The organism is Enterococcus sp. DIV2379 (genome assembly GCF_050542965.1).
GTDB classification, from domain to species: Bacteria; Bacillota; Bacilli; order Lactobacillales; family Enterococcaceae; genus Enterococcus_D; species Enterococcus_D entomosocium.
The window spans coordinates 3294255-3321225 of record NZ_CP172938.1 but is presented as its reverse complement, the minus strand read 5'-3'; the positions used below and the strand labels follow the sequence as shown (position 1 = coordinate 3321225).

The 26971-nt window shown below is 44.7% G+C and carries 30 protein-coding genes; 20 read left to right on the top strand and 10 right to left on the bottom strand.

The annotated features are described in order from the left end of the window. Window positions 1-133: 133 nt before the first annotated feature. Window positions 134-2005 (top strand): beta-glucoside-specific PTS transporter subunit IIABC, encoded by a 1872-nt coding sequence (locus IGI92_RS15330; RefSeq protein ID WP_016620311.1) that lies wholly within the window; start codon window positions 134-136, stop codon window positions 2003-2005. Window positions 2006-2191: 186 nt separating this feature from the next. Here IGI92_RS15330 and IGI92_RS15325 read toward each other — a convergent pair whose 3' ends face one another. Beyond that, window positions 2192-2863, bottom strand: coding sequence for a cyclic nucleotide-binding domain-containing protein (locus IGI92_RS15325; RefSeq protein ID WP_008380210.1), 672 nt, complete (start codon window positions 2861-2863; stop codon window positions 2192-2194). 196 nt (window positions 2864-3059) lie between these two features. On the opposite strand from IGI92_RS15325, the gene IGI92_RS15320 reads away from it, so the two are divergent. The 5 genes from IGI92_RS15320 to IGI92_RS15300 all read left to right on the top strand — a co-directional run bounded on the left by IGI92_RS15320 (window position 3060) and on the right by IGI92_RS15300 (window position 7291). Next, window positions 3060-3992 carry a phosphate/phosphite/phosphonate ABC transporter substrate-binding protein gene (locus tag IGI92_RS15320; protein WP_008380209.1) on the top strand — a complete coding sequence of 311 codons (933 nt, stop codon included), beginning with the start codon at window positions 3060-3062 and terminating at the stop codon, window positions 3990-3992. 160 nt (window positions 3993-4152) lie between these two features. After that, on the top strand, window positions 4153-4944 hold the full coding sequence (gene phnC, locus IGI92_RS15315) for a phosphonate ABC transporter ATP-binding protein (RefSeq protein ID WP_005230661.1): 792 nt from the start codon (window positions 4153-4155) through the stop codon (window positions 4942-4944). After that, the gene (phnE, locus tag IGI92_RS15310) at window positions 4916-5695 is read left to right on the top strand and encodes a phosphonate ABC transporter, permease protein PhnE (RefSeq protein WP_008380208.1); all 780 of its coding nucleotides are present in this window, start codon (window positions 4916-4918) and stop codon (window positions 5693-5695) included. The genes phnC and phnE (IGI92_RS15310) overlap by 29 nt, the downstream gene beginning before the upstream one ends. Next, entirely contained in the window at window positions 5692-6474 is a 783-nt protein-coding gene (phnE, locus tag IGI92_RS15305; protein WP_430607316.1) for a phosphonate ABC transporter, permease protein PhnE, read from the top strand. Before phnE (IGI92_RS15310) ends, phnE (IGI92_RS15305) begins: the two co-directional genes overlap by 4 nt. A 4-nt stretch (window positions 6475-6478) precedes the next feature. Then, window positions 6479-7291, top strand: coding sequence for a metallophosphoesterase family protein (locus IGI92_RS15300; RefSeq protein ID WP_008380205.1), 813 nt, complete (start codon window positions 6479-6481; stop codon window positions 7289-7291). A 69-nt stretch (window positions 7292-7360) separates the two neighbouring features. Here IGI92_RS15300 and IGI92_RS15295 read toward each other — a convergent pair whose 3' ends face one another. Next, entirely contained in the window at window positions 7361-7837 is a 477-nt protein-coding gene (locus IGI92_RS15295) for an ImmA/IrrE family metallo-endopeptidase (RefSeq protein WP_034858679.1), read from the bottom strand. 5 nt (window positions 7838-7842) lie between these two features. Beyond that, the gene (locus tag IGI92_RS15290) at window positions 7843-8175 is read right to left on the bottom strand and encodes a helix-turn-helix domain-containing protein (protein ID WP_005230670.1); all 333 of its coding nucleotides are present in this window, start codon (window positions 8173-8175) and stop codon (window positions 7843-7845) included. 163 nt (window positions 8176-8338) lie between these two features. Between IGI92_RS15290 and IGI92_RS15285 the strand changes: the two genes are divergently transcribed. After that, the gene (locus IGI92_RS15285; protein ID WP_005233306.1) at window positions 8339-8704 is read left to right on the top strand and encodes a hypothetical protein; all 366 of its coding nucleotides are present in this window, start codon (window positions 8339-8341) and stop codon (window positions 8702-8704) included. A 53-nt stretch (window positions 8705-8757) separates the two neighbouring features. Here the strand turns inward: IGI92_RS15285 and IGI92_RS15280 are convergent, their stop codons facing one another. Continuing rightward, entirely contained in the window at window positions 8758-10509 is a 1752-nt protein-coding gene (locus IGI92_RS15280; RefSeq protein WP_008380198.1) for an ABC transporter ATP-binding protein, read from the bottom strand. Window positions 10510-10568: 59 nt separating this feature from the next. Continuing rightward, complete coding sequence (locus tag IGI92_RS15275) at window positions 10569-11414, bottom strand: MarR family transcriptional regulator (RefSeq protein WP_430607314.1); 846 nt, start codon at window positions 11412-11414, stop codon at window positions 10569-10571. 201 nt (window positions 11415-11615) lie between these two features. On the opposite strand from IGI92_RS15275, the gene IGI92_RS15270 reads away from it, so the two are divergent. The 4 genes from IGI92_RS15270 to IGI92_RS15255 all read left to right on the top strand — a co-directional run bounded on the left by IGI92_RS15270 (window position 11616) and on the right by IGI92_RS15255 (window position 14443). After that, window positions 11616-12221 (top strand): NADPH-dependent FMN reductase, encoded by a 606-nt coding sequence (locus IGI92_RS15270; protein ID WP_005233311.1) that lies wholly within the window; start codon window positions 11616-11618, stop codon window positions 12219-12221. A gap of 35 nt (window positions 12222-12256) precedes the next feature. Continuing rightward, window positions 12257-12778: an NADPH-dependent FMN reductase gene (locus IGI92_RS15265; RefSeq protein ID WP_430607313.1), complete on the top strand. Its 522-nt coding sequence runs from the start codon at window positions 12257-12259 to the stop codon at window positions 12776-12778. A gap of 222 nt (window positions 12779-13000) precedes the next feature. Next, on the top strand, window positions 13001-13834 hold the full coding sequence (locus tag IGI92_RS15260) for a glycosyltransferase family 8 protein (protein WP_005233315.1): 834 nt from the start codon (window positions 13001-13003) through the stop codon (window positions 13832-13834). A 141-nt stretch (window positions 13835-13975) separates the two neighbouring features. After that, the gene (locus IGI92_RS15255) at window positions 13976-14443 is read left to right on the top strand and encodes a TspO/MBR family protein (RefSeq protein WP_086298770.1); all 468 of its coding nucleotides are present in this window, start codon (window positions 13976-13978) and stop codon (window positions 14441-14443) included. Between the two features lie 47 nt (window positions 14444-14490). Here IGI92_RS15255 and IGI92_RS15250 read toward each other — a convergent pair whose 3' ends face one another. Next, window positions 14491-16296, bottom strand: coding sequence for a M3 family oligoendopeptidase (locus IGI92_RS15250; protein ID WP_430607312.1), 1806 nt, complete (start codon window positions 16294-16296; stop codon window positions 14491-14493). Window positions 16297-16687: 391 nt separating this feature from the next. Between IGI92_RS15250 and arcA the strand changes: the two genes are divergently transcribed. From arcA to IGI92_RS15210, 8 genes are all read left to right on the top strand, one after another. After that, window positions 16688-17911, top strand: coding sequence for an arginine deiminase (arcA, locus tag IGI92_RS15245; protein ID WP_061053384.1), 1224 nt, complete (start codon window positions 16688-16690; stop codon window positions 17909-17911). Window positions 17912-17930: 19 nt separating this feature from the next. Further along, window positions 17931-18950, top strand: coding sequence for an ornithine carbamoyltransferase (gene argF, locus IGI92_RS15240; RefSeq protein ID WP_061053383.1), 1020 nt, complete (start codon window positions 17931-17933; stop codon window positions 18948-18950). A 17-nt stretch (window positions 18951-18967) separates the two neighbouring features. After that, complete coding sequence (gene arcC, locus IGI92_RS15235) at window positions 18968-19903, top strand: carbamate kinase (protein ID WP_005233327.1); 936 nt, start codon at window positions 18968-18970, stop codon at window positions 19901-19903. A 42-nt stretch (window positions 19904-19945) separates the two neighbouring features. Next, on the top strand, window positions 19946-20635 hold the full coding sequence (locus IGI92_RS15230) for a Crp/Fnr family transcriptional regulator (RefSeq protein ID WP_430607311.1): 690 nt from the start codon (window positions 19946-19948) through the stop codon (window positions 20633-20635). Between the two features lie 44 nt (window positions 20636-20679). Continuing rightward, window positions 20680-22131, top strand: coding sequence for a YfcC family protein (locus tag IGI92_RS15225; RefSeq protein ID WP_008380167.1), 1452 nt, complete (start codon window positions 20680-20682; stop codon window positions 22129-22131). A 77-nt stretch (window positions 22132-22208) separates the two neighbouring features. After that, window positions 22209-22715 (top strand): arginine repressor, encoded by a 507-nt coding sequence (locus tag IGI92_RS15220; protein ID WP_005233333.1) that lies wholly within the window; start codon window positions 22209-22211, stop codon window positions 22713-22715. 214 nt (window positions 22716-22929) lie between these two features. Further along, window positions 22930-23445, top strand: coding sequence for a VanZ family protein (locus tag IGI92_RS15215; RefSeq protein WP_005233334.1), 516 nt, complete (start codon window positions 22930-22932; stop codon window positions 23443-23445). 62 nt (window positions 23446-23507) lie between these two features. Then, complete coding sequence (locus IGI92_RS15210) at window positions 23508-24203, top strand: YoaK family protein (RefSeq protein WP_016620325.1); 696 nt, start codon at window positions 23508-23510, stop codon at window positions 24201-24203. 33 nt (window positions 24204-24236) lie between these two features. On the opposite strand, the gene IGI92_RS15205 is transcribed toward IGI92_RS15210, so the two are convergent. The 3 genes from IGI92_RS15205 to IGI92_RS15195 form a co-directional block, all read right to left on the bottom strand. Continuing rightward, window positions 24237-24566 carry an SdpI family protein gene (locus IGI92_RS15205; RefSeq protein WP_086372407.1) on the bottom strand — a complete coding sequence of 110 codons (330 nt, stop codon included), beginning with the start codon at window positions 24564-24566 and terminating at the stop codon, window positions 24237-24239. A 161-nt stretch (window positions 24567-24727) separates the two neighbouring features. Continuing rightward, window positions 24728-25210, bottom strand: a complete 483-nt coding sequence (locus IGI92_RS15200) for a VOC family protein (protein WP_005233337.1) — start codon at window positions 25208-25210, stop codon at window positions 24728-24730. A 39-nt stretch (window positions 25211-25249) separates the two neighbouring features. After that, complete coding sequence (locus IGI92_RS15195; RefSeq protein ID WP_016611992.1) at window positions 25250-26128, bottom strand: aldo/keto reductase; 879 nt, start codon at window positions 26126-26128, stop codon at window positions 25250-25252. A 97-nt stretch (window positions 26129-26225) separates the two neighbouring features. On the opposite strand from IGI92_RS15195, the gene IGI92_RS15190 reads away from it, so the two are divergent. Then, on the top strand, window positions 26226-26594 hold the full coding sequence (locus tag IGI92_RS15190) for a winged helix-turn-helix transcriptional regulator (protein ID WP_315044491.1): 369 nt from the start codon (window positions 26226-26228) through the stop codon (window positions 26592-26594). Window positions 26595-26658: 64 nt separating this feature from the next. Here the strand turns inward: IGI92_RS15190 and IGI92_RS15185 are convergent, their stop codons facing one another. Continuing rightward, a complete protein-coding gene (locus tag IGI92_RS15185; RefSeq protein WP_430607307.1) occupies window positions 26659-26958 on the bottom strand; it encodes a hypothetical protein in 300 nt (99 codons plus the stop codon). Between the last annotated feature and the right edge of the window lie 13 nt (window positions 26959-26971).

Here is a 26971-nt window from a genome sequence, read left to right as displayed (position 1 = left end):
CAATCATTAACGGATTGTTACTGTCAGGCAGGCAATACCCAGATTGAAAAGACAACAGTCAGCGAGGAAAAGACTCGTTGGACGGTCGTTTTTTCAATCTGGGTTTTTTTATTAAAAAAGGAGTGTTGAAAAAATGAGTTCAAATAAAGAAATTGCCGTTCGCGTCCTCGATGCGGTGGGCGGCAAAGAAAATGTCAATAGCGTGGTGCATTGTGCGACCCGCTTGCGTTTCAAATTAAAAGATGAGAACAAAGCGGATACGGCACGCTTGAATCAAGACGATGACGTGATCCAAGTCGTTCAAAGCGGCGGACAATACCAAGTGGTGATCGGCAGTCATGTCAGCGACGTTTACCGTGAATTGAATGGAGTAGCGAACTTCGATGGTGAAGCAGATAGCAAAGGCGACAAAGGCAACCTGTTGAATCAACTGGTGGATATTATTTCGTCGATCTTCACGCCGTTTTTAGGCGCAATGGCAGGTGCCGGGGTCTTAAAAGGCTTCTTGACGCTGGCAGTCACCTTGAATTGGTTAGCAGCTGATTCTGGGGTCTACACCGTATTGTATGCGATTGCCGATGGGTTGTTTACCTATTTACCAGTGATGTTGGCTTTTACTGCAGCGAAAAAGTTTCGCACCAATGAATTTCTAGCGGTTTCCTTAGCGATGGCGTTGGTTCATCCAGACATTACCGCTTTGGCTGGACAAACCTTGAGTTTCTTAGGACTACCGGTCATTATTGGTGCTAGTGCTTATACGTCTTCAGTCATTCCGATTATTTTAGCGGTCTTTTTACAAAGCTATGTGGAGCGTTTCTTTAAAAAAGTCATTCCTAGCTTCTTACAGATCATCTGTGTACCTTTAGCGGTCTTCTTGATCATGGCGCCATTGACCTTTATTGTCGTCGGTCCACTAGGAACGATTTTAGGAAACTTGTTAGGTAGTGCTTACGACAGCATTTACCACTTCAGCCCACTGATCGCTGGTGCTGTTATGGGTGGTTTATGGCAAGTCTTTGTGATGTTTGGCATGCACTGGGGCTTTGTGCCGATCATCATGTTGAATCTCAGTCAAACCGGTGTCGATACCATGGTACCAATGCTGTTGCCAGCTGTCCTTTCTCAAGGTGGTGCAGCGCTAGCAGTGTTCTTTATGACAAAAAATGTGAAATTGAAAGGCTTGGCCCTTTCTTCAACGATCACCTCAATTTTTGGGATCACAGAACCGACGGTGTATGGGGTAACCTTGCCATTGAAAAAACCATTTATCGCCGCGTGTATCAGTGGTGCCATCGGGGGAGCCTTCATCGGCTTCAGCCAAGTCGAAAACTATACCTTTGGGTTAGTCAGCTTACTAAGTCTTCCTTCCTTTATCCCACAAGATACGAAAGATCTAAGTGGTCTGATCGCAGCTTCGATCGGCACGGCTATCGCTTTTGGCGCCGCGTTTGTCTTGACCTTCTTCTTACGTTTTGAAGATCAGCCAGCAACCGATGCCAGTGCAACATCAGCGAAAGAGCCAGCAGTACCCACAGATAGTTCGTCTAAAGAACGAGTGATCCTCAGTAGTCCGTTAGAAGGCAAAGTGGTTCCCTTAGCAGAAGTCAAAGACCAAGTCTTTTCTTCTGGTGCATTAGGAAAAGGCATCGCCATCGAACCGACCGTCGGGGCTTTGTATGCGCCGGCAGATGGCACCATCACGACGCTCTTTCCTACCGGCCATGCTGTTGGTTTGACCACCACGGATGGAGCAGAAGTCTTGATGCATATTGGTATGGATACCGTGGAGCTAGATGGCAAAGGCTTTGAGGTCTTTGTTAAACAAGACGATCAAGTCAAACGCGGTGATTTGTTGGTGAAGTTTGATCTAGATACGATCAAAGCTGCCGGCTTATCCACGATTACACCAATCGTTGTGACGAATACCCCGCAATATTTAGATGTGATGGATATGAATCAAACCGATGTCTTGCAAGGAGAAGACTTCTTAGCCATCGTAAAATAAGCAAAAGAAACCCGATCCTCGACTGAATATCAGCAAGGATCGGGTTTTTTGTAAGAAAATAAGGCGCAGTTGCCGGTCTCGCTTGCCTTCTTCGGTGGAGAATGCTTGTCACAGCGCTAGTTAAGGGCAAGACCAACAGCAGGAACGCGTACTCAGGGAAAATCCGAACATTCTTATGGCTGCTCCTTATACATGGCTTAAATTTTCGGCAAGCGACTCTAAAGCGGGGAAATCGAGAATTGCATAGCCTTGTTTTTGTTTTTCGATCAGCTTGTCTTCACGAAAGCTGGTAAAGGTTCGCAGCAGGTGGCGATAGCTGACATTCAAGATTGCGGCACAGGTGGTTAACTGAAAGGAAAAGTGTTGGTTTTCTTGATGCGCAAGAATAAATTTGGCCAACCGTGTCTCTACAGGTTCCGTCAATGAATTCGCTAAGTTGATCCCCGAATTCAAGCGGGAACTGAGCAACTGACAGATGGTTTGCAAAAAGCGGACGTCTTGTTGCAAGGTGCTGCGGTAGCGATTCAAAGGGATGCAGACGCAGACGCAAGCAGAAGCGGCTTTGACACTGCTTTTCGGCAAGAGTTCCCATAAAGAGGAAGCTTCCCCTAAAGGTGCAGCCGGCTTGGCGTAATCAATACAAATCGTTTGGGTATCCGAAGAGAAGGAATAGACCATCACGGTTCCTTCCACGAGAAAATACAAGTATTCAGAAGGCGTGCCCGTTCGAATCAGGTGCTCTTCTTTTTCAAAGGAATGCAAAGTGGCCATCGCTAACAAATCATTGTCCATATAAGATTGCAGATCGTATGTGTCAATGTAATTCCTGAGGCGTGCGGTATCATCGATTTTTTTCATGGGAATCAGCCACTCCTGAATGGTTTTCTTTAAGTATAGCTTAGTTCCCCTTTTGACTCAACACGAACGATAAATAAAAACTAATGTAAATTGTATGTAAAAATAAGGTAAAATAGGACATGTGTCACTTCATTTTGAAGGGATACTTGGTATGATTTGAATGTAAGAAAGCTTCAAACCATTAGGAGGAGAAAAAATGCCATTGAAACGAATTGTTAAAGGAATGTTAGGAATTGCGTTAGTTGCAGCATTGACCGGCTGTGGGAATGGGAGCAGCAGCAGCGACAGCAGTGCCGCAGCCGAAAAAGAAAAGCTGGTGGTACAATTCGTACCGACCAATAATGACGGCTCGATGCAAGCCAAAGCAAAACCGTTTGCTGAGTATTTATCAAAAAAATTAGACCGTGAAGTAGAAGTAACGTTAGCAACGGATTATTCGACGATCGTAGAAGCGATGGCTTCTGGACAAGTTGATTTAGGGATCATGCCGCCAGCCGCTTATGTTCAAGCCAAAGATATGGATGCAGCAGAAGCGATTTTGACTTCTCAATTAGGTGCCTATGATCCAGAGACCGGCTTGCCATTAGAAGGGGAAAAAACCAATACCTTCAAAGGGGAGATCTTGGTACGTGCGGATAGCGATATGACAGAATTGACGGACTTAAAAGGGAAAAAAATCGCTACATTGAGTCCGAACTCTGCCAGCGGCTATATTTACCCAGTTGCCGAGTTGAAAGATGCAGGAGTTGATCCAACGACGGATGCTACATTAACGACGGTGAACGATATTCCAAGTGAGATCACTGCAGTCTTGAATGGTCAGATGGATGCCGCCTTTGTGTTTCAAGGGGCACGGAATGTCTTTGCGTCAAGCTTCCCAGATAACGATTTATTCGAAGATCTAAAAGTTCTTTACTTAACCGAAGGGGACATCCCGAATGACGCCATTGCCGTTCAACCGACGATGGATGCTGAACTAAAAGAGCAGATCAAAGAAGTGTTCTTGAATATGGCAGACGATGAAGAAGGCGCCGAAGCAATGAGCTTGTGGGGACACCAAGGGTATGAAGAAGCAGCTGATTCTGCTTACGATACCATTCGCGACTATACTAAACGAGCAGCAGAGTAAAAAATCAGGGATTGCGGTAGAAGGATAACGGGACACGGAGATGTGCAGCGATTTACTAGGGGAATAGGTGGAATACGCAGTATCAGTGCATTTTTTAGTGAGATAGACCGTGACCGATTGGGGAAACTTTGCCGCGGTCCCTACATAATGGAGAAGACAGATGATAACTTTTGAGAATGTATCCAAAGTCTACCCGAATGGGGTCAAAGGATTACAGAACATAGATGTAACGATTGAACAAGGAGAATTTGTGGCAATCATTGGTTTGAGCGGTGCTGGTAAGAGTACCTTTTTGCGCTCGATCAATCGCTTAGTGCCAATCACTGAAGGAGATATCCGGGTAGATGGCAAATCAGTCACGAAAGCCAATAAAAAAGAATTGCGCTTGATTCGCCGACAAATCGGATTGATCTCCCAAAGCTTCAATTTGGTCAAACGTAGTACTGTCCAAAAGAATGTGCTATCTGGTCGTTTGGGGTATTACGGGACATGGAAAAGTATTTTAGGGTTGTTTACGAAAGAAGACTACGAAAGAACGAAAGAAGCACTAGCGACTGTCGGCTTGTCAGACAAACTGCAAACGAGAAGCGACCAGTTGAGTGGTGGGCAACAGCAGCGGGTATCCATCGCCCGTGCCTTGGTCCAACAAGCGCCAGTGATTTTAGCAGATGAACCCGTGGCATCGCTAGATCCCATCACCACAGAGAAAGTGATGGAGGATTTGAAGAAGATCAATCAAGAAATGGGCAAAACGATTGTCATCAATCTGCATTCGATTCCCTTGGCTCGTCAGTATGCAACAAGGATCATTGCCTTAAAAGCAGGTGCAATCGTTTTTGACGGCAACGCAGCCGCTTTGACGGATCAGCGTTTAGAACAAATCTATGGGAAAGCAATTTTTGAAGAAAAGGCAGGAGAAATCGATGAAACTGAAAGAAACAGTTCATTTTAATTGGTACAAACACCTGCTGCTGATTCTTTTATTGCTGCTCTTTTTTCAAAGCAGTGCCTGGATCACGGGGGCTGATTTTGCCCAAGTGTGGTCGAATCGAAGCCAGATGACGGCTTTCATGGCTCGCTTTTTGCATCCGGATTTTAGTTATTTACCACAACTGATGATGCCCTTGATCAAGACATTGCAGATGTCCTTTTTAGGCACCGTTTTAGGAGTGGTCGCAGCAATACCGGTGAGTCTGTTGGCGACGACAGTCGTGACAGAAAGCCGGTGGGTCTCTGTGCCGATGCGTTTTCTCTTAGGGCTGGTGCGGACGATTCCCAACCTATTGTTGGCGGCATTGTTCGTAGCGATTTTTGGGATCGGTGAAGCCACTGGTGTTTTGACCATCGCGGTCTTTACCTTTGGTATGGTTTCACAGCTGATGTTCCAAGCGATCGAAACCATTGATTTTGCGCCAATCGAAGCAGCGGCGGCGGTAGGGGCAAATAAATTTCAAGTGACTGTTTGGGCGATCATACCTCAAGTCATCAGCCAGTTTGCCAGCTATACTTTTTATGCCTTTGAAGTCAATGTTCGAGCTTCGACGGTGTTAGGATATGTTGGTGCCGGCGGGATCGGGGTCATCTTGAACGCCTCATTGGCATTGTTGAATTATGAACGGGTCTCGATCATTATCTTGACGATTTTGCTAACGGTAGCGATCGTTGATTTTCTAAGTGAGCGGGTAAGGAGGTCATTCCTATGATGATCAGAGAAGTGAAGAAAACGACTTGGCTGTTATGGGGACTCTTTGCTATCTTACTGGCATTATCTGCAGCGACGCTGGATTATTCCGGATTGAGTACTTTTTCCTTAGCGATGGGAAGAGATGTCCTGCAAGGGTTGAGTCAGCCAGACTGGTCTTTCTTTTACGACGGTAGCGGGGAGGATCTGTGGAGCTTATTGTTACTGACGATCGGGATCGCCTGTCTAGGAACGATGATCGCAACAGTCTGCGCGATACCGGTGACCTTGCTGAGTGCCGCCAACCTATGGTCTTCTGCGCCGTGGGTCGCGAAGATCGGCAAAATGATCTGCAATATCTTGCGGGCATTTCCAGAGCTAGTTTATGCGATTATTTTTGTCCGTGTGGTAGGTCCGGGACCTTTCGCTGGGGTTATGGCGATCGGTGTCCACCAGATCGGTATGCTGGGCAAGCTGTTCACGGAAGAAATGGAAGCCATGGATGAGCACTTGACGGAAGAGATGCAAGCAGTCGGTGCCAACTTTTGGCAAACGATGTTTTTCGTGCGGGTTCCTTATTTAGCACCCATCTATAGTTCCTTTGCGTTGAATCATTTTGAAATTGCGGTCCGCAGTGCGGCAACGTTAGGGTTAGTCGGTGCCGGCGGGATCGGTGCACCATTGATTTTTGCTATTCAAACCAGAACCTGGAGCAAGGTAAGTATTATTTTGTTGGGGGTCGTTGTGACCGTCTTCTTATTAGACCAGTTGACTGGAATCATCAGAAAGAAATTGAGATAAACCTATGAATATATTGCATATATCAGATATCCATTTTCGAGAAAGTTACCTGCCTTGTGAAGAAGGGTATCAAGGAATGCTGGCAGCTATGCAAAATCCCTTGATTCCTCTTGAAGAGTGTATCCAAGATGCCAAGGCGCGAGGGGCGATTGATTTGGTGGTGATCAGCGGCGATTTGACCGAAGATGGCGCGCCTGCCGATTATGCCTCTTTGAAGCATTATCTAGAAAAAGCCTTTGGCTCAGTGCCGATCGTAGTAACGCTAGGCAATCATGATATTAAACGGCATTTTCGCCAAGGCTGGCAAGGCAAGTCAGTAGAAACGGCCAGTGATACACCTTTTAATCAAGTCTATGAAACGGAGACATTGGCGGTCGTGGCTTTCGATAATTCCTGTTACGGCTATGCCGACGGTATCGTAGATGAGCGACAGTTTGAATGGCTGCAAGCCACGCTGGCGCAGCTCAAAGAGAAAAAGATCGTTTTTGTGACGCACCATCATTTGTTGCCTTATCAAGCAAGCACGCCGGCATGGGCCGGTGCCAATCGTTTGGTGGCATTATTGCAGCAGTATCAGATCTCTTGTATTCTCAGTGGACATACCCATCATGCATTTACGGGAACGATCGCAGGGATTCCTTACTATACTGTGGCAAGTATGTCGTTTGTCGGGGAAGATGAAGGCGAGGGGATGGTCCGTTTTGAAGAACGCTATGGATACAATTTGTATCGTTTTGAGGAAGGCGCGTTGGTTCATCAATCCTCAGAAAACTATCGACCGAACCGCGTATTGATGCGGGTCAACATGCAAGGATAAAAAACAGACGTTCCGTCAACGCTGAATTTAGCAGCAGGAAAGGAACGTCTGTTTTTGTGCAAAAAAGGCTTAACCTTGATTGCCAAAGGTTTTGACAACTTCAATCGTGCCGTCGATATGGAAAAACAAGGTATAGTTTTCTTCGGTTTTGATACCGTCAAAGCGGCGAGCATAATAGGTGACTGCGTCTTTGAAGGTTTGTGGGGGGACACCTAAAAAATCAGCGCATGCCGCCAACGTTTTGCAGCCTTCTTCAAAACAAGCGATGATATCATAGGGCGTGACCACGATCGCAGAACCAATGTCACGGGCTTTGCGTTCTTGTTTGCGTTTTTCGTTGGTGTCTTGGGCGGTAATGTCGCCAGCACTGGTCAAATAATGACCGATTTCTTCACCGATGGTGCTCAAGAGGTCTTCTTGTGATTGGTCAGGGTTCAAGTAAATATGGTGATCGATGTACAATCCTTGCTGACCATCAGGCATATTCTTATCGAAAATAAAGTGCAAGTCTGGGTAGGCGGCCATCAGTTCTTCTACTTTATCCATTTCCATCATTCCTTTTGGGCGTGCCGCTGTTTTATAAATTCAATATAGCTGAGGATATCTTCCATCTGCTCATCGGTGACGTCATCATCAATATGGGCCGCAACGGTTTGAACTTTTGCAGAGGGCGGCGTAAAGCCTGCCGGGACTTGTCTGCCTAATAAAAAATCGGTGGATACTTGAAAAATCTCCGCGAGTTTGACGATGGTCTCGCCATCGGGTTCGTTACGATCATTTTCGAAATGCGAATACGCTGCGCGGGTGATCCCTAGCTGATCTGCGATCTGCTGTTGGGTTTGGTTGGTTCGTAGTCTGAGTGTTCTTAGCCGTTCGCCAAGCATGAGTGATCGCCTCCTTTTTTGTAGTATAGCACGTTGGATATAATTTGTATCTATTTTTGTATTATTTGATATAAAAAATATCACATCAGTTGACGATACGAATCGTATCTTTTATACTGGGAACAGATGATATGAATCGTATCAAAAAGAATGGGGGAGGATCATGGATACATCGATCGTAACAGTTGTCTTGCCGTCACTCATTACTGGTGTACTTACTTATTTGGCTACCCGAGTATCCAGCAAAGCGAATTTGGAACAAACGAATATCGAAAATGCCCAAAAGCTTTACCTAAAATATGAACAGATCAATCAAGAATTGACCCATAAAATCGATCAGTTAGAAGAAGAAGTCCAAAAGACCGCCAAAACCTACCAAGAAGAAGTCTTGGTCTATCAAGGAAAGCTTGCTACTGCCCAAAGCGAAAGGGATTTATTGCGGGCAGAAAACCAGGTGCTGAAAGAATTACAGCGAGGGAATCAAGTGCCTGTGGCGCGTGAAGAGAAGCAACATTCAGCCGTTGGCTAATAGAAAAAAACTGCTTATCCATCAATAAGCAGTTTTTTTCTAGTTTTTATTCTTTAATTGATCATTTGTTCATTCACGTAGGCAGCATAAAGCGGGTGATTGTTGATCAATTCTGCATGGGTACCTTGACCGGTAATGGTACCTTTTTCTATAAAGTAGATTTGATCGGCATCCACGATGGTCGACAAGCGATGGGCGATCACTAATGTCGTGCGCCCTTCCATTAGATGATCCAACGCCCGCTGGACCTTTTCTTCCGACTGAGAATCTAGGCTGGCGGTCGCTTCATCGAGCATCAGCAGCTTGGGGTCTCGCAAGAATGCTCGTGCGATGGCGATCCGTTGTTTTTGCCCGCCAGATAGTTTGACGCCGCGTTCGCCGATTTGTGTTTCTAGTTTTTCGGGGAACTCTTGGACGAACTGATCGGCATAAGCCAATGCCAGTCCTTGCCACAATTCCTCCTCTGACAGTGTTCGGCTTAATCCGTATTGCAAGTTTTCCCGAATCGTACCGGCAAAGACCGCACTGTCTTGGGAAACATAGCCGATCTGTGCCCGCCAGTCCTGCAGATCAATGTCAGCTATCGGCTGTTCACCAATCAGCAAGCGCCCGCTGGTGGGTTCATAAAAGCGTTCCAGTAAAGCGAAGATCGTGGATTTTCCGCCGCCGCTTGGTCCCGCAAAAGCAATCACGGTGTTGGGTTTGGCTTCAAAAGAAATGTTTTGCAAAATCGGCCGTTTGGGATCGTAACTGAAATCGATCTGTTCTGCCCGTAGGACTGCGCCGTCGATAGCGGCTTTGGGTGCTGCCTGGATCGGCTCCAGCGGCGTATCCAAAATTTCTTGGATCCGTTCCGTAGCACCCATCGCTTTTTGGACTTGTGAAAAGAACATCGCAAACGTCGTCACAGGCGCAATAATATTAAAGAGATACAGTAGAAAAGCAATCAATGCGCCACTCGTCAAGGTGCCGGCTTGGACACGGATCGCGCCATAACCGAGGATTCCTACGAGTAATCCCAGCATTGCCGTCGTCATGATTGGCTGCAAAATCGCACTAACTTTCGCATCCTTGACCCCGAGGGTAAAGATTGCCCCAATGTTGCGCCGACCGTTTTCTTGTTCACTAGCTTCTCCGTTGCTGGCTTTGATCAAACGGATCTCTGAGAGTTTTTCGCTGGCATCCGCATTGAAATCGGCAGTCGCTGCTTGTAGTTGGCGTCCTAGTTTCGACATGATCTTGCCGATCGGCCACATGATCAAGGTGATCAAAGGCACCGCACTGAACATGATCGCCGCCATCTTCCAATCCATCAAAAACAAGATGATCATCGAACCAACCAATTGGATCAAGCCAGTGACAAAGCTGGGAAATTGCGAGGTGACTAGTTCTTTGATCACGGAAGTATCATTAACGAGTCGCGAACTGCTTTCCCCCGACTTATGGTCATCAAAATAGCTGACTGGCAAATGCAGCAGATGTTTCCAAAGACGTTCTCGTAATGTTTTCACGGCACTTTCTCCCACATAGCGCAAGAGAAAGCCGCCTAAAGTGCCTACGCCTAATTGCAGCACAAAGGCTAGGATCAAAACGACCAGCATGGAGGTGCTGAACGTGGGGGTGCCGCTGGCATCGACTAGCGTTTTCGTCAACTGCGGCACGACCAAACTGGCGGCACTCGTGATCAGGCTAAAGAGCATCCCTAAAAGAAACAAGCCTTTCTTGGGATTGACACTGACGATCAGGTGGATAAAGTCTTTCATTTTAAATTTGTTTTTGTTCACTGTTGGTGTCGTTGTTTCCATTCGTTTTCCTCCGCTACAAGCAAGATGTCCTGCAGCTTTTTCTTTTTCATTAGGTGCTATTAGAAATCCTGCCAATCATCTTCGGCTGCTTCGTCTTTAGAAGCGGAATCAGGTCTTGCTTTGCGGTCTTGTCCAAACCCGTAGGCATCAAAAAAGTTGCCTTTTCCCCATGTGTCCCGTGGATCATTCGCCTCGCTACTATCAAATGGCCCAAATGGCCCAAATGGCCGATTGCCAAACATGCCGCGGTGTCCAGGAAATGGCATTTGCCGCATGGCTTCTTTGATCTGCTTTTTCATTTGACGCCGCTCGTCAGCGCCCATATCTTGCCAAGTATCTTTCATTTGTTGCTTCATTTTTCGGCGATCGTCATTCGTCATTTCCTGCCAATTTCCACCCCATTGCTTCATCATCTGTTCCCGGATCTCCTGCATAGCTTGTAGACGATCCATCGGGTCAATAAAGCGTTGCGTCTGTTGCTGAAAGTCAGCTTCCCACCCAGCAGCGATGTTTTCAAGCAGACGGGCAAATTCGGTTTGTTCTTCCTCTGTTAACCCAGCAAAAAACGTTTGACTGCTGGCGGCTTCTTTTTGTGCCAGTAATTTTTCTGCTTTTTTTCGTCCAGTTGCTGTCAGAAAGATTCGTTTGATCCTTTTGTCGGCTGCATCTTCTTTGCGTTGGATATCCCCACTGCTTTCCATTTTCTTCAATAGTTCTGCCAAGGAACTTGGCCGTAAATCCAAAACTTCTGCGAGGTAATTTTGCACCAAGCCATCTTCTAAATTTAAAACGGCTAGGACGCGTTGCTGTCCAGAAAGGCGTTGGTTATTTTGACTCATAAAAGCATTGCTGGCTTCGCTGATAAAACGAAGCTGTTTCATTAAGTGATCGGTCATTGTACTCATTGAGAACACTCCTTTTAGGTTATTGTTCGGTACCTAACGATATCGATGAGTTGATTATAGTTCGGTGCCGAACGAATGTCAAGAGGAAGTAGCTGGGATTTTTTTCTAACAAAAAGTAAGCAAAATGATTGACTTACTAAAAGTAAGTTTGATATGCTGAGTCCATCGTTAAAGAAAACACAATAAAAGGAGTACAAAAGAATGGTCTTTGGATTTGGGAAAAAAGAACAAATAATTGAAAAAGAAGTGATTAAAGAGGTGTATCGCACTCCGGAAAAGAAAAAAGCGCAAAAAATCGGAATCATCGTTGGCAGCACGAGAGAAGGCCGCGTGAGTCCGCAAGTAGCCAATTACGTTTTACAAACAGCACGAGCACATAGCGACCGCTCATTTGAAATCATTGATATCAAAGACTACGACTTGCCCTTTATGGGTACAGGCGAAGCGAACCAAGCGTGGAATGAAAAAATCGCTGAATTAGACGGCTATATCTTCATCGTACAAGAATACAATCATGGGCTATCGGCTTCCTTGAAAAATGCGTTAGACAGCGCCCGCGAGGAATGGTTCAACAAAGCAGCAGCAATCGTCAGCTATGGTTCAGCAGGAGGGATTCGGGCCGCGGAGCAAGTTCGCTTGATTTTGGCGGAACAAAAAGTAGCCACGGTGCGCACTAATCCAGCTTTCAACTTATTTACTGATTTTGAAAATTTTGCCACCTTTACTCCTGGCGAACATATGACGGCAGGAATGAACGATATGTTGACGGAATTATTGGACTGGGCAGACACATTTGCCAATCGTTAAAAAACAAACGAAAACAATCTTAGGAGGAACCTATTATGAAATTTGGTATTATTTTAGGCAGTACAAGAGAAGGACGCGTAAGTCCGCAAGTCGGAGCATATATTCAAGAAATTGCTACTCAACGGTCAGAGCATCAGTTCGAGATCGTTGATGTAAAGGCATTTGATTTACCGTTTATGGGAACGGCTGAGCCAAACATGGCATGGAACAAAAAAATTTCTGAATTAGATGGCTATATCTTCATCGTGCAAGAATACAACCACGGTTTTGCAGCTTCCTTGAAAAATGCCGTAGATTCTGCTCGGGAAGAATGGTTTGATAAAGCTGCTGGGATCGTCAGCTACGGTTCTGGCGGTGGGATTCGGGCCGCTGAACAATTGCGCAACGTATTAGCTGAACAAAAAGTTGCCACCGTGCGGACCAACCCAGCCTTCAACTTATTTACTGATTTTGAAAGTTTTAGTACCTTCAACCCCGGTGAGCACATGGCTGCAGGTGTCAATGACATGCTAGATGAATTGTTGTTGTGGTCAAAAGCTTTTGCCACGAGTCGCTGATCTGTTTTAGGAGGTCACCATTTATCATCGATCATTTGCTGTTTCATTCATTGAATGGAGCAGCATTTTTTTGCGTTTCCAAGGAATGGTTTTCACTGGAAAGGCTATTTCACTGAAAGAATGACTAAAAATCGGGTATACTAGAAGAACAGAAGATGCGGGCAACTGCGTTCGATTTTTCGCCCAACGAGTGCATCCAGTAACAGAGGAGTGAACAAAAGCATGAATCTACTTTTTGCGATTGATGATCGATTCAGTGAACAATTAAAAACAACGTTATATTCAATCAAACGCCATACGACAGCAGCATCTTTCGATGTCTATGTCTTACAAGAAAAAGAATTGAGACAAGGTGCAGAGCTAGAGGTCTTTTGTCAAAAATTGGCGATGACCTATCATCCCGTCATCATCGGTTCTGGTTCGATCTTTAAAACCGCGCCAGTTAGTGACCGCTACCCAGAATCAATCTACTATCGATTGTTGGCGCAAAATTACTTGCCGCAGCAGGTGGAAAAAATCCTGTATCTGGATGCGGATATTTTGTGCATCAATGATTTGCGCCCCTTGTATGAGCTGACGTTAGGGGATTTTCTGTATGCCGCTGCCAGTCATTCCAAGCTGACAGAAGTGACGACGGTCATCAATAAAGTCCGTTTGCGCAATTATGAGTCAGAAGGCTACTATAATTCAGGTGTCTTGCTGATGAATGTGCACCAGCTACGGCAAGAGGTCAAAGAAACAGAAATCGCAGCCTTCATTGAGAAAAATCATTTGAACCTCTTTTTGCCGGATCAAGATATTTTAAATGGGTTATATGGTGATCGGGTGCTGGCGATTCCTGATCAGCTCTATAACTATGATGTACGGAAAAACCGTACGTATGAGACGATCAGCCTAGGGGAATGGAGTTTGGATTGGGTCATCGAACATACCGTTTTGCTGCATTTTTGCGGCAAAGAGAAACCATGGAAGAAAGGCTATCGCAGCCGCTACGGTTCGTTATACAAATATGTAGAAAATGAACGGCGGAAGTTTGAAGAGGAACAATCAAAGTAGCTGTCATTGAATATAATCAAAATTACCTTGAAAGAAACGTCCACACGGCCGTTTCTTTTTTTAAGCGTTCTATTCTGCTTTTTTTCGATTCGATGGTACGATGAAACTAGTGAGTTATGAAAAAAAGAAGGAGTGGACAACATGAAATTTTTAATTTGGCTGGTCTGTGTGATCGGCATTGAAGCAACAGGAATCATCTCGAGTTTGTTTGCGGGGGACATTGCCGGAACGTATGCGCAAATGGAAAAACCCTTTTTAGCCCCTCCTGGCGGGATCATTGGGATCGTTTGGACGATTTTGTATGCCTTTATGGGAACGGCGTTGTATCTGTTGATCGTCGCCAAAGTCAATCCAGCGCTTAAAAAGAATGCCTACATCTTCTTTGCGATCCAGCAAGTATTAAACTTCTTTTGGAGTATCGTTTTCTTTGGCTGGAATGCTTACTGGGCAGGAACGGTCATTATTGTCTTGTTAGTGTTATCAGTGATTATTTGTATGATCCTCTTTGCTCGCATCGACAAAAACGCGATGTACTTGTTTATTCCTTATTTGATTTGGTGTTTATACGCCGGCTACTTAACGATTGGCTTAACTTTATTGAATGCCTGATAGAAAAACCCTCTTCCAAGCGTCTTGTTGGAAGAGGGTTTTTTCTTTTAGATATAGTCTTCAGTCAATTCCATAAAGCTGGCAACATCTTTTAGGACCATGTCGATCCCTGCTTGCCAGAAGTCTGATTTCGTTAAATCGACACCAAGGTGTTTTTGCGCCAGTTCTTCCGTCGTCATTGAAGCAGTATCTTGCAATAAAGCAATGTATTCTTCTTCAAAGCTAGACCCTTTTTCATTGGCATACGCGTAGATCCCCATACTAAAGAGGTAACCAAAGGTATAAGGGAAGTTGTAGAACGGCACATCGTCAATAAAGAAGTGCAATTTGGCTGCCCAGAAATGTGGGTGATAAGTCGCTAACCCATCCGCATAGCTTTCTTTTTGCGCCGCAGTCATCATTTCCGTGATTTGTTCCGCTGAAACCAAGCCCTTTTGACGAGCTTGATAGAAGTTGTTCTCAAAAATAAAACGTGCGTGGATGTTCATGAACATCGCGATCGCATTTTGCATTTTAGCATCCAATAGATTGATTTTTTCTTCTTTTGTCGTTGCTTCTTTGAGGGTTGCATCAGCAACGATCAATTCAGCAAAGGTACTTGCTGTTTCGGCAACGTTCATGGCATAGTTGCGGTTTAATTCTGGCAGCTCCCAAAGAACGCTGCTGTGAAAAGCGTGACCGAGCTCATGGGCAAGCGTCGCTACTTCGTTGACAGAATTGCTGTAGGTCATGAAAATACGTGATTCTTTGGTTTCTGGCAAGCTGGTGCAATAGCCGCCAGGACGTTTGCCGGGACGATCTTCTGCTTCGATCCAGCTTTTTTCAAAAGCGACTTGGGCAAAGTCAGCCATTTTCGGACTGAACTTACGGAAGTTGGTCAAAATAAAGTCAGCTGCTTCATCAAAGGTGTAGGTTCTTTCTTCCATGTCCCCAAGGATGATTGGCGCATCTTGGTCTTGCCATTCCATTTTTTCTTTGCCGAAAAGCTGGGCTTTGCGAGTCAAGAAATCAACGATTGGCTGTTTGTTCTTTTGGATTGTGCCCCACATAGCATCCAATGTCGCTTTTTGCAGACGATTGTATTCTAATGGTTCCTTCAAGTAATCAGTGACACCGTGAAGTTTGAAGGTAGAAAGGCGGAAACCGTCTAAGTGGTTCAAGGTATCCGCAAAGAGGTCTTCTTTTTCTGCCCACGTCTTTTCCCAAGTATCGAATAAACGCGCACGAACTTCCGGATCAGGATCGCCCATCATTTTATTGAAGGCTTGACCAGCTGAAAACTTGATCGTCGTGCCGTCTTCTTGAAGGAAAGGAATTTCGATCGAGGCAACGATCGTATCGTAATGTTGGCTCCAAGCATTCAAGCCATCTAAATTTAAAGTGTTGATGATGGTCTCTTCTGCTTCGGATAATAATTCTTTGCCGTCGCGGCGAATCTCGCTTAAACGAAAAGCGACAGGTGCTAAGTTTTCCGCTTTAACTAGTGCTGTCCAATCATCCTCAGAAATTTCTGTCAATTTTTTCGAGAAAACGGTTTGTGCTGCTTGCAGTGCTGGCAATTTTGCGTAGAGGTCACCCGTCAGGATTTTGGCTTTGCTGTCATTGACATTCGCTGAAAGCAAGGCATTGATAAAGCTGCCGCATTGTGAAAATCCTTGACTAATAGTTGCGGATAAATCAAGTAACTCTTCTAATTTTGCTGCATCGTCTTCGCTGTTGGGCGACCATGCATCGACTGTTGTTCGGTAATTTGCAATTTGTTCTTCCAGTTGGCTCATGCGTTCTTTTAATTGAACAGAATCGCTGCCTCCCGGAAAGATTGTTTCCAGATTCCAATTGATTGAATAGGTCATTCCTATCAAACCCCTTTCTTTTCCTTCGATCTTATTAAGTATAGCATAACGAAATTTGGTCGCAACCATCAGAATCCTTATGAAATAAGGGTTCTTGATGAAACTGTACCAAAAACAAAAAATGGAATGTATATCTCCTTGATCTATTGATAGGGCGGAAAAACGTCAAAAATAAAAAAACTATCACATCCTCATCAAATTCTTAGAAAAAAATCGATGGATAAATATTACATATGAAAAAAAACAGCGAGTAAAAAAACGCCTGATGAGCGATATTCGCTTTTTCATGCATAATGCCAAATTCTTTGCGAAAAGAACACGAAATATACCACTGCGAAAGCGTATACAATTAGGTAGCATAGAGGTGTAAACAGAAGAAGGAGGAAGAAAAATGCCAAATGCTATTCATGTTTTTTCAGAGATTGGACGATTGAAGCAAGTCATGCTTCACCGCCCTGGTCGGGAATTGGAGAACCTTGTTCCTGATCATTTGAACCGCCTGCTATTTGATGATATTCCTTTTTTGGAACAAGCCAGAGCAGAACATGATCGGTTTGCGGAAGTCCTACGTCAAAATGATGTGGAGGTGTTGTATCTAGAAGATTTAGCTGCTGAATCGCTCACGTCACCAGAAATCAAACAGCAATTTCTCAAGGATTATTTAGCGGAAACTACAATCCAAAGTCCTGAGATCATCAAAGAAGTCACGGATTATTTTATGTCTTGTGACAATGATCGGGAACTGATCGACAAAACTATGGCTGGTTTAGCCAAAAATGAACTGGAGCTGCCAAATACCCAGAGCCTCGCTGGGACCGTGGATGATCAATACCCATTTCTGATCGATCCAATGCCAAATTTGTATTTTACACGAGATCCCTTTGCGACGATTGGTAACGGAGTATCCTTGAATCGCATGTATTCAGAAACAAGACGGCGCGAAACGTTATACGGCAAATATATTTTTGCTCATCATCCAATGTTCCAGCAAAATCCGCCTCATATGCTTTATGATCGCGCCCAACCAACCCGCATCGAAGGTGGCGACGAATTAGTTCTGTCAAAACATGTGTTGGCGATTGGTATCTCGCAACGAACGGATGCCGCTTCGATTGAGCAGCTGGCCCGCAAAGTGTTCGAAAATGAGCCAAGCTTTGAGTATGTTCTAGCGTTTGACATTGGTCAAGAGCGCAAATTCATGCATTTAGATACGGTATTTACAATGGTCGATCATGACAAGTTTACGATCCATCCAGAAATCGAAGGAGAGCTGACGGTTTATTCAATCTCACGAGCAGGTGATGGGGTGACGATCAAAGAAGAAAAGGACACGTTGGAAAATATTTTATGTCGCTATCTAGAACTAAATACGGTTGAATTGATTCGTTGCGGCGGCAGTGATTTGATTGCAGCAGCTCGGGAACAATGGAATGACGGTTCCAATACCTTGACGATCGCACCTGGCGAAGTCGTCGTATATGACCGCAATACCATCACCAATCAGAAGTTGGCAGAAGCCGGTATCAAATTGCACAAAATCTCCGGCAGTGAATTGGTTCGTGGTCGTGGCGGTCCTCGTTGCATGAGCATGCCATTTGTTAGAGAAGATATTTAAATCAGAGGAGGAATCATCGATGGAACAAGTATTTAAAGGAAGAAGTTTTTTAGCAGAAAAAGATTTTACGAAAGCCGAGTTAGAATACCTCATTGATTTTTCAATCTATTTAAAACAATTGAAAAAACAAAATATTTCTCATCGTTATTTAGAAGGCAAGAACATTGCCCTTTTGTTTGAAAAAACATCGACTCGGACACGGGCGGCCTTTACGACAGCTGCCATCGATCTTGGTGCCCATCCAGAATTTTTAGGCGCGAATGATATTCAGCTAGGCAAAAAAGAATCTGTCGAAGATACAGCAAAAGTTTTAGGCAGCATGTTTGACGGTATTGAGTTTCGTGGATTCAGTCAACAAGTCGTTGAAGATTTAGCCAAATTCTCCGGTGTTCCTGTTTGGAATGGCTTAACCGATGAATGGCACCCAACCCAAATGATCGCTGACTTTATGACCATCAAAGAAAACTTCGGCACCTTGGAAAACATTACGCTAGTTTATGTGGGCGACGGCCGGAACAATATGGCGAATAGTTTGTTAGTGACGGGGGCAATTTTAGGGGTCAACGTTCGTATCTGTACACCAAAAGAACTTTTCCCAGCGCAAGAAGTGACAGACTATGCCAACAAATTTGCTAAAGAATCTGGCAGTCAGTTGATGGTAACAGATGATATCCAAAAAGGCGTCAAAGATGCAGACGTCTTGTATACCGATGTTTGGGTGTCAATGGGGGAAGAAGACCAGTTCGAAGAGCGGGTGAAGCTGTTGAAAGATTACCAAATCAACCGCGAAATGGTGATGGCCACCGGAAAACAAGACGATGGCTTGATCGTGCTGCACTGCTTGCCAGCGTTCCATGATACGAATACGACGTATGGAAAAATGATCGAAGAAAAATTTGGCATTTCTGAAATGGAGATCACAGACGATATTTTCCGTAGTCACTGGGGTCGTCAATTTGAAGAGGCTGAAAACCGGATGCACTCGATCAAAGCGATCATGGCAGTAACATTAGGCGATCTATTTATTCCTAGAGTGTGAGAAGGAGCAGTGAGCAGATGAGTGAAAAGAAACCAACGATCGTTGTCGCCCTTGGCGGCAACGCCATCTTAGCAGAAGATGCCAGTGCCAAAGGGCAAAAAGAGCGACTCAAACAGACCGTGGACTATCTGATTCCCTTGATCCGAAAAGACGTCAATTTGATCATTACTCATGGGAATGGTCCCCAAGTGGGAAACCTGGTTTTGCAGCAGCAAGCGAGCGATTCTAGCAAAAACCCAGCAATGCCTTTAGATACCTGTGTCGCCATGACCCAAGGCAGTATTGGCTATTGGTTGCAAAATGAGCTGAGAATCCAGTTGAAAGCAGCACAAATAGCGAAGCCGGTGGTGACTGTGGTCACGGAAATTACAGTCGATGCCCAAGATCCAGCATTTGCCCATCCGACAAAACCAATCGGGCCTTTCTTAACGGAAACGGCTGCCAAAGAAGCCATGGCGGCTTCAGATGCCATCTACCGGGAAGATGCTGGTCGTGGCTGGCGGAAAGTCGTGGCTAGTCCTGCACCACAAGCGATCCAAGAAGTTGCCAGCATCAAAGCGCTGATTGAACAAAACACGATCGTCATTTGTGCAGGAGGCGGCGGCATTCCCGTGCTAGACAATGGCCTGGGTGTTGAAGCCGTGATCGATAAAGATTTTGCTTCTGAAAAATTGGCTCGATTAGTCGATGCGGATCAGCTGATCATTTTAACGGGCGTAGAAAAAATCGCTTTGAACTTTGGCAAGGAAAGTGAGCAGTGGTTGGATCATGTGACCGCCGCGGAATTGGAAACCTATGTCGATGAAGGCCATTTTTCACCAGGTAGTATGTTGCCGAAAGTACAAGCCGCTTTGAACTTTGTCAAAATGGGGGCGGAAAAACGGGCAGTGATTACTTCTTTAGACAAGCTGGCAGCTATCGATGATGCTGGCACGCAGATCACCTGGAAGTAAGCGAAGCAGCAAAGCAAGACCCAAAACATTGGAGTGAGAAAAATGATCGACCACCAAATAAAAGATCCATCAACAAGAGCGAACAGCTTTCAATGGCTGGAAGAAGAAAATCAGCAGCGTTTGAAAGAGCATATTTACTGCCGTACGTACAAAAAAGGTCAAGTGCTTTTTTATGAAGGCGACGTAAGAGATCGGATATTCCTTGTGATAGAAGGACTTGTGCGGATCGAAAAGACCGACGGAACTGATTCCTATTGTTATGTAGATTTTGTTGGGCCAGATCAGTTATTTCCTTTGATTGGCTTGTTTGAAAGAGACAACTATGATGTATCGGCATTCGCTGCAACAGACATTGTCGTGCAGTTTGCAGCGATGTCACTGTTTGAACCGCTAGTCGTTTCGTCTACAAGTCAGTTGCTGTGGCTCAATCAGCAAATGAGCCGGCAGTTGGAAAAGCAAAGACGCCGTGTCGAGTATTGTGTCACCTCCAGCGCGCAAACAAGAGTCGTTAATACGATTGGTCTTTTGATGATCGAGCATGGGCAGACACAAGGTGAGCAGATTCGCATCCCTTTTCCAGTTTTTATCAATGATATAGCCAAGTACGGTGGAACGACGCGAGAGACAGTCAGTCAAACGCTCAAGGCGCTCGTGCATAAAAGAAAGATTTATTATCGCTACAAAGAACTCATTATTTATGACCAAGATTATTTTTCTCATGTTGCCAAGTAATGGCTGGCAGCAAATAGGATCGATTCAAAAAAGGGGGAACACAGATGAAAAAAAAGCAAAAAGAAAAAAAGTCGCTGACATCATTCAGTATCTTATTTCTGATCATTATCGCCTTGACGGTCGCTTCCTGGCTCTTAGCAGGGCAGCCTTTTGCGCCTTCTTTACCAGCAGGCCAAGAAGAGATGGTCAGCCAAGTGGTGGGTGCCAAGTTTTCTGATTTCTTTATGGCGCCTTTTAACGGATTTCGTGATGCGATCGAGATCTGTGTGTTTATTCTCTGTTTGGGTGGTTTTTTGAATATCGTCACGCGAACAGGCGCTTTGGAAGCCGGGATTCAGCATTTGGTCAAAAAACTCAAAGGCAATGAGTTGATTTTGATTCCGATTTTAATGATCTTGTTTTCGATCGGCGGCTCCACTTATGGAATGGCGGAAGAAACGATTCCTTTTTATTCCTTATTAGCAATAACGATGGTGGCATCAGGTTTTGATACGATCGTCGCAGCAGGAACCGTTATGCTGGGTGCTGGTGCCGGCGTGATTGGCTCCACCGTCAATCCCTTTGCGACCGGCGTTGCGATGGATGCCTTGCGAAGCATCGATATTGCCCCAAACAATGGCACGATCTTAGTAGTCGGGGCATTGCTTTGGTTAGTCACGACCGCATACTGTATCTTTGTGGTGATGTCTTATGCCAAAAAAGTCAAAGCCGACAAAGGCTCCACGATCTTATCGCTGCAAGAGCAAAAAGAAATGGAAGAACATTTTGTCAAAGACACGAACGAAGCCTTGGTGTTTACGCAAAAACATCGCCTGATTTTGACGATTTTTGGTTTATCCTTTGTGATCATGGTGGTTTCCTTGATTCCTTGGGGCGACTTTGATATCCATGTGTTTGACGGTTGGACCGCCTTTTTGACCGGCAATAGCTTCGGTGAATGGTATTTTGGTGATTTGGCCATGTGGTTCTTCTACATCAGTATCATCATTGCGTTGATTCAAGGATTCTCAGAAAAAGAAATCGTGACCAACTTTATCGATGGGGTCAAAGACATTTTATCCGTTGTCTTGATCATCGTTGTGGCACGGGGTGCTTCCTACATTATGCAAACGACGTACTTGGATCTGTTTATTTTGGATCGGGCTTCCCATCTTTTAGAAGGTCTATCACCTGTCCTATTTGTGATTGGCGCCTACATTTTGTATCTGCTCTTATCGTTCTTGATTCCATCGACTTCCGGACTAGCGTATGTATCGATCCCGATCATGGGGGCCTTGGCGCAAAGCATCGGACTCAATCCGAACGTCATGGTGATGATCTTTACTGCTGGTTGCGGATTAGTGAATTTGATCACACCAACTTCTGGCGTCGTGATGGGGGGATTGGAGCTGGCTCGGGTCAACTATTCCACTTGGACCCGCTTTATGCGCAAACCGTTACTGGTTATTGGAATTTCCAATCTTGCCATTTTAATCTTCTCAATGTTGTTCTTGTAAGCTACGTTTCAAGATGTGAACGAGACGGATCAACTATTTCAGTAAGCGAGGCGACTTGAGAGGAGCGGATCAAGTAAATGAAAAAAAAAGAGCGACAAGCAATTATCAAAAAACTCTTTGTCCTACATCGGATTGAGTCTCAAGAAGAATTGATGAATTTATTAAAAAAAGAAAATGTTTCAGCTACCCAAGCCACGATTTCTAGAGACATGCGGGAAATGAACATCGCTAAAACGTATGCTAAAAACGGTCGGCCGTATTATTCGATCTTTGAATCCAAAGAGCAGGATCTAGAAGACAGAATTGCGTTTTCGATGTATGAGTACCTAAAAAAGATTACGCAGATTGACTTTTTAGTTGTCGTTCATACGGCTGAAAACGGCGCCGATGTGATCGCCAATTATCTTGATGAAATGGAGCTGCCAGAAATTGTCGGCACGATTGCAGGGTTTGATATTTTATTGATCATCACGCCGTCACAAGAAGCGGCAGCAGAGGTCGTCGATCGGTTGAACCATTATGTAGAAGGCTACGAGATGGGTTCGTCATTGTTTACTGGAGAAAAAAACGCAAAACAGCCCTGAGAATCGTTGAAGGAGCTGAACGTCACAAGCCCTAAAATCTCACGACCAAACGGGTGACGGCTTTTCATACCGATGGCTATTTTTAAAAAGAAAGAGTGCTTCTAATCTTCACGGAAGCACTCTTTTTGTGTGTGCAATGTCACCACGGTTTGCTGGAAAAACAGTTGCATCACCAAATGAAAATGGTAAGATAGGAAAATGAGGAGTGAAAACTATGAAAAAATTACTAAAAGAACCGAATTTTTACTTTTGTATCGCACTTGCGGTTATGGTCATCCTCTTTATCAGTTCTTCACAAACCTATGAGCAGCAATCACAAATCGGGTTGCTTTCACGAATCTTAAAAAATGAACCATTGAAAGAGTGGCTAGAGAAGATTTCTTTTTCCTATGCTGGTTCGGAGATCAGTATTGCGGAAAAAGGCTATTTCTCATTTGTGGAATTTTTCATTCGTAAAGGCGCGCATTTCTTTACCTATTTTGTCTTAGGGGGCAGTCTGTTCTTAACGCTTGTTTTTCGAAAACAGCCGTATTGGCTAGCCGCTTTTTTTGCTTGGTTAGCAGCTACCGGCTATGCTGGGATCGATGAATACCATCAAATGCTGACGGGAGGACGGACGCCGCTTTTTCAAGATGTCATGCTGGATTCAGCTGGAGCACTGACCGCCGTTCTTTTGGGGTGGTTGATTTGTCAGTTATCGAAAAAGTCACCTAAACGCCGCAAAACATAACGAGTTGTCGGCTTTTTAAGCGGTAAGCTGTCAGAAAGTATAAAAAATAAGAGGCGAAACCAATGGAAAAAAGTTTGAGCAGTGTCAAAAGCAAATCGGAGTTTGTCGTGCATGAAAGCTTGCCGGTGGGGATTCTTCTCGCGATGGCTGGCGGTTTTTTAGATGCGTATACCTACTTGTTTCACGGGGAAGTGTTTGCAAGTATGCAGTCGGGGAATGTTATTTTGTTAGGGATCAATCTTTCAACGGGGCAGTTTGAACAAGCCTTTCGGTATCTGCCACCAATCTGTATGTTTTTAGTGGGGATCGTGGTGACGAATTATCTGCAGCATCATTTTCCGACTGGTGGTTGGATCGTTTGGCAAAATGCTGCGTTGATCTTTGAAGCGATCGGTATTTTGGTTCTGGGCTTTTTTGCGCGTTCTTTACCCAATGTCCTGGTTGATTCCGGATTATCTTTTTTTGCAGCGATTCAATATGCCGCTTATCGGCGCTTGGCAGGGATGCCCTATGCCACCACGATGACCACTGGCAATTTACGTTCGCTGGCTGATTACTTGTATTTGCGCGGGTTTAAGCAGGACCGATCAGTGACACCCAAGATCATTTCTATTTCCTTGATCATCGGCGGTTTCTTTTTTGGGGCGGTTTTAAGCAGCTTGCTAGGAATTTTCTTATTCCACCGGACCATCTGGGTGGTTTCAGGAATTTTAGCCCTGGTGTTGGGAATCACGATCCACAGTCAAAATAAAGAATAGAAAAAAGACATTCGCCGGAATGTCTTTTTTGTCTTACTTTTTGGTGCTCGCGCGTGAATCTTTGAGATACAGCGCTATTTCTACCAGCAGTGCTGCCAGAAGATAGCTGCCAAGGACGGCTATCTGGTAAAATTTCTCTTCAATCAGCTCGTTGCGCTGCAGCAAAATGACCGCACCTAAAAAGAGCATCGCCAACAGGGAGAACCACTGCTGGGAAAAACGCCAATTGCTGACACTGGCTGTACTGCGCTTGGTGCGAAAGCCGAATATATAATTGGGTTCTTCTCGGTAAAAGAACCGGAAGACGATGAAAAAAATACCCGTAAAAATCAACAACAAAAGACCAATATCGATCGAGATCACTTCCTTTCAAGCGAGGTTTGTTGGGAAAATCAGCGAATAAAAAGGATTATCTATTTATTGTACTCGCTGTAAAGGATTCTATGAAGGGGAACTATTGAAAAAATAGATAGTTTTGCGTAAATAAAAAGGGAGGGCGCTATAAGTCACCATCCCTTTTTCAATTATCCGCGTTGAAATGGTCCTTTTGGTGCAATCAGTTCAAGATTGGTGCCATCTGGATCTGTAAAGTAGGCAACACCTGTCCCGAAGCCGCTTTTTAAACCATCTTGTTCTTCAAAAACGATTGGGGTACCGTCAGGTTCAACCCCGATGGCTTTTAGACGAGCAACGGCTTCATCAATATTTTCGACTTCAAAACAAAGATGCATGGCACTGATTTGCTCATTGGAATAGCTAGCTTTGTTGGATTTTGGTTCGACGTATTCTAAAAGGTCGATGTTGAGATTGTCTAAATGAAGATTGGCGTATTTGATCAATGTATCCTCTAAACCTTGCGTTTGCGCCATTCGTTTGCCACCGATCGTATCTTGATTAGCGATTTTCTTTCCAGTTAATGCTTCATAAAATTGAATGGAACGTTCGAGATTGCTGACGGTGATTCCCACGTGGTTAACCATTGAAAATCCTGTGTTTGTGTTTGTCATTATACTTCCTCCTAAGGTTTTGTTTAGTATATCGTTTGGTTAATGAAAATCGAATGTGTCTGGATCTGGACCCACTCGCAGGTCCTCATTTAATGCGTTCAAGCGGGCCATTTCATCTTCTGATAAATGGAAATCAAAAATCGCTGCATTGGCGCGCATTCGCTCAGGGTGTGTCGATTTGACATTGACTAAGATTCCTTGTTGGATAGCCCAGCGTAAAAGCACTTGTGCCGCTGATTTTTGCTGTGCATCGGCGATCGCCAAGACGGTTTCCTCTTTCAGCAGTTTGCCTTGCATCAAAGGTGACCAAGCTTGGATCGCAATCCCCTTTTCAGCACAAAAGTCCCGCAGGTCTTGCTGCGTAAGTTTGGGATGCAGTTCGATCTGATTGACGACAGGAACGACCTTAGCAGCGGCCAATAGTTGCTCCAAGTGATGAATCTGGAAGTTGCTGACCCCGATTGCTTTGATTTTTCCAGCGGCATACAAGTCTTCCAATGCGCGCCATGACTCTTGAAATGCCTGGTTTCCCGGCCAATGGATCAAGTACAAGTCGAGATACTCGAGGTTTAAGCGGGCCAAACTCTCATTGAAAGCATGGATCGTTTCATCATAAGTTAAGTGATCGTTCCAAAGTTTGGAAGTGACAAAGAGTTCTTCACGAGCCAACCCCGTTTCTTGTAAGCCTTGTTTGATTCCTTCCCCTGTTCCTGTTTCGTTGCCGTAAATAGCCGCCGTATCAATCAGGCGATACCCATTGATAATGGCCTGTTTCACGACCTCTGCTGTTTCAGCTTCAGGGATTTGAAAGACACCTAACCCCAAACCGGGGATTTTGCTGCCGTTGTTCAGTGTAACGGTATCCGATAATTTTTCGATCATAAAAACATCTCCTTTATTTTTTTCTGTAATCATCATATAATGAGGAGGTAAGGTTGTATAGTACATACTTTTTTGTTTGATACACACATTTTGGTAACATTTGTGTGTTTACAGACTTGATGAGGTGAAAAAAATGGAAGAAAAAATTTATAATATCGGTGTAGAAGCAACGATGGATGTCATCGGCGGGAAATGGAAACCAATCATTCTTTGTAATTTACGCCATGGGGCATTGCGTCCTAGTGATTTACGGCGAAAAATTCCTGGCATCAGTCAAAAAATGTTGACGCAGCAATTGCGGGAACTAGAAGAGTCTGATATCGTTACCCGCAAATCCTATAATCAAGTACCACCCAAAGTTGAGTATTCCTTGAGTGAATATGGAGAATCGTTAGGCGGCTTATTGGATACCCTTTGCCAGTGGGGCACGATGCACGTCGCTGCGCTACAAGACAAAGGAGAACAAGTTACTTTGTTAGAACAAGAAGAGGCGATTGTCTAGCAGAGGGCAAGTGGCATGAGAAAAGGCCGGCAGAAACCATTGGTTTCCGTCGGCCTTTTTTAGGCTATGCTTGTTGGATCAATTCTAGAATGGCTTCAGCATTCATGCCGCTGTAATGATTGATGGGAAATGACAGGCGCTTGATTCGCGGCGGGATGGCCTGCTTGATCATCGGATCTGTTAAAGAAAGCAAAGGATCGACCAAAACGATTTTTTCTTGCGAAAAACGATAATTCATCAGACGTTCTGGTGTCACAACAGTCACGCTGATTTGATCCTCGGACAGCATTTGGATGTTGCGGGCGAAAATTTTAATCAGACTTCCAGCTAAAGTAGAATGATCAATAAAGACAACTTTTTCCAAAGTGATTCTCCTT

Bases quoted from the DNA above. Each gene is read 5' to 3' on its own strand.
- IGI92_RS15330 (WP_016620311.1), top strand. From the start codon at position 134: ATGAGTTCAAATAAAGAAATTGCCGTTCGCGTCCTCGATGCGGTGGGC.
- IGI92_RS15325 (WP_008380210.1), bottom strand. From the start codon at position 2,863: ATGAAAAAAATCGATGATACCGCACGCCTCAGGAATTACATTGACACA.
- IGI92_RS15320 (WP_008380209.1), top strand. From the start codon at position 3,060: ATGCCATTGAAACGAATTGTTAAAGGAATGTTAGGAATTGCGTTAGTT.
- phnC (WP_005230661.1), top strand. From the start codon at position 4,153: ATGATAACTTTTGAGAATGTATCCAAAGTCTACCCGAATGGGGTCAAA.
- phnE (WP_008380208.1), top strand. From the start codon at position 4,916: ATGAAACTGAAAGAAACAGTTCATTTTAATTGGTACAAACACCTGCTG.
- phnE (WP_430607316.1), top strand. From the start codon at position 5,692: ATGATGATCAGAGAAGTGAAGAAAACGACTTGGCTGTTATGGGGACTC.
- IGI92_RS15300 (WP_008380205.1), top strand. From the start codon at position 6,479: ATGAATATATTGCATATATCAGATATCCATTTTCGAGAAAGTTACCTG.
- IGI92_RS15295 (WP_034858679.1), bottom strand. From the start codon at position 7,837: ATGGATAAAGTAGAAGAACTGATGGCCGCCTACCCAGACTTGCACTTT.
- IGI92_RS15290 (WP_005230670.1), bottom strand. From the start codon at position 8,175: ATGCTTGGCGAACGGCTAAGAACACTCAGACTACGAACCAACCAAACC.
- IGI92_RS15285 (WP_005233306.1), top strand. From the start codon at position 8,339: ATGGATACATCGATCGTAACAGTTGTCTTGCCGTCACTCATTACTGGT.
- IGI92_RS15280 (WP_008380198.1), bottom strand. From the start codon at position 10,509: ATGGAAACAACGACACCAACAGTGAACAAAAACAAATTTAAAATGAAA.
- IGI92_RS15275 (WP_430607314.1), bottom strand. From the start codon at position 11,414: ATGAGTACAATGACCGATCACTTAATGAAACAGCTTCGTTTTATCAGC.
- IGI92_RS15270 (WP_005233311.1), top strand. From the start codon at position 11,616: ATGGTCTTTGGATTTGGGAAAAAAGAACAAATAATTGAAAAAGAAGTG.
- IGI92_RS15265 (WP_430607313.1), top strand. From the start codon at position 12,257: ATGAAATTTGGTATTATTTTAGGCAGTACAAGAGAAGGACGCGTAAGT.
- IGI92_RS15260 (WP_005233315.1), top strand. From the start codon at position 13,001: ATGAATCTACTTTTTGCGATTGATGATCGATTCAGTGAACAATTAAAA.
- IGI92_RS15255 (WP_086298770.1), top strand. From the start codon at position 13,976: ATGAAATTTTTAATTTGGCTGGTCTGTGTGATCGGCATTGAAGCAACA.
- IGI92_RS15250 (WP_430607312.1), bottom strand. From the start codon at position 16,296: ATGACCTATTCAATCAATTGGAATCTGGAAACAATCTTTCCGGGAGGC.
- arcA (WP_061053384.1), top strand. From the start codon at position 16,688: ATGCCAAATGCTATTCATGTTTTTTCAGAGATTGGACGATTGAAGCAA.
- argF (WP_061053383.1), top strand. From the start codon at position 17,931: ATGGAACAAGTATTTAAAGGAAGAAGTTTTTTAGCAGAAAAAGATTTT.
- arcC (WP_005233327.1), top strand. From the start codon at position 18,968: ATGAGTGAAAAGAAACCAACGATCGTTGTCGCCCTTGGCGGCAACGCC.
- IGI92_RS15230 (WP_430607311.1), top strand. From the start codon at position 19,946: ATGATCGACCACCAAATAAAAGATCCATCAACAAGAGCGAACAGCTTT.
- IGI92_RS15225 (WP_008380167.1), top strand. From the start codon at position 20,680: ATGAAAAAAAAGCAAAAAGAAAAAAAGTCGCTGACATCATTCAGTATC.
- IGI92_RS15220 (WP_005233333.1), top strand. From the start codon at position 22,209: ATGAAAAAAAAAGAGCGACAAGCAATTATCAAAAAACTCTTTGTCCTA.
- IGI92_RS15215 (WP_005233334.1), top strand. From the start codon at position 22,930: ATGAAAAAATTACTAAAAGAACCGAATTTTTACTTTTGTATCGCACTT.
- IGI92_RS15210 (WP_016620325.1), top strand. From the start codon at position 23,508: ATGGAAAAAAGTTTGAGCAGTGTCAAAAGCAAATCGGAGTTTGTCGTG.
- IGI92_RS15200 (WP_005233337.1), bottom strand. From the start codon at position 25,210: ATGACAAACACAAACACAGGATTTTCAATGGTTAACCACGTGGGAATC.
- IGI92_RS15195 (WP_016611992.1), bottom strand. From the start codon at position 26,128: ATGATGATTACAGAAAAAAATAAAGGAGATGTTTTTATGATCGAAAAA.
- IGI92_RS15190 (WP_315044491.1), top strand. From the start codon at position 26,226: ATGGAAGAAAAAATTTATAATATCGGTGTAGAAGCAACGATGGATGTC.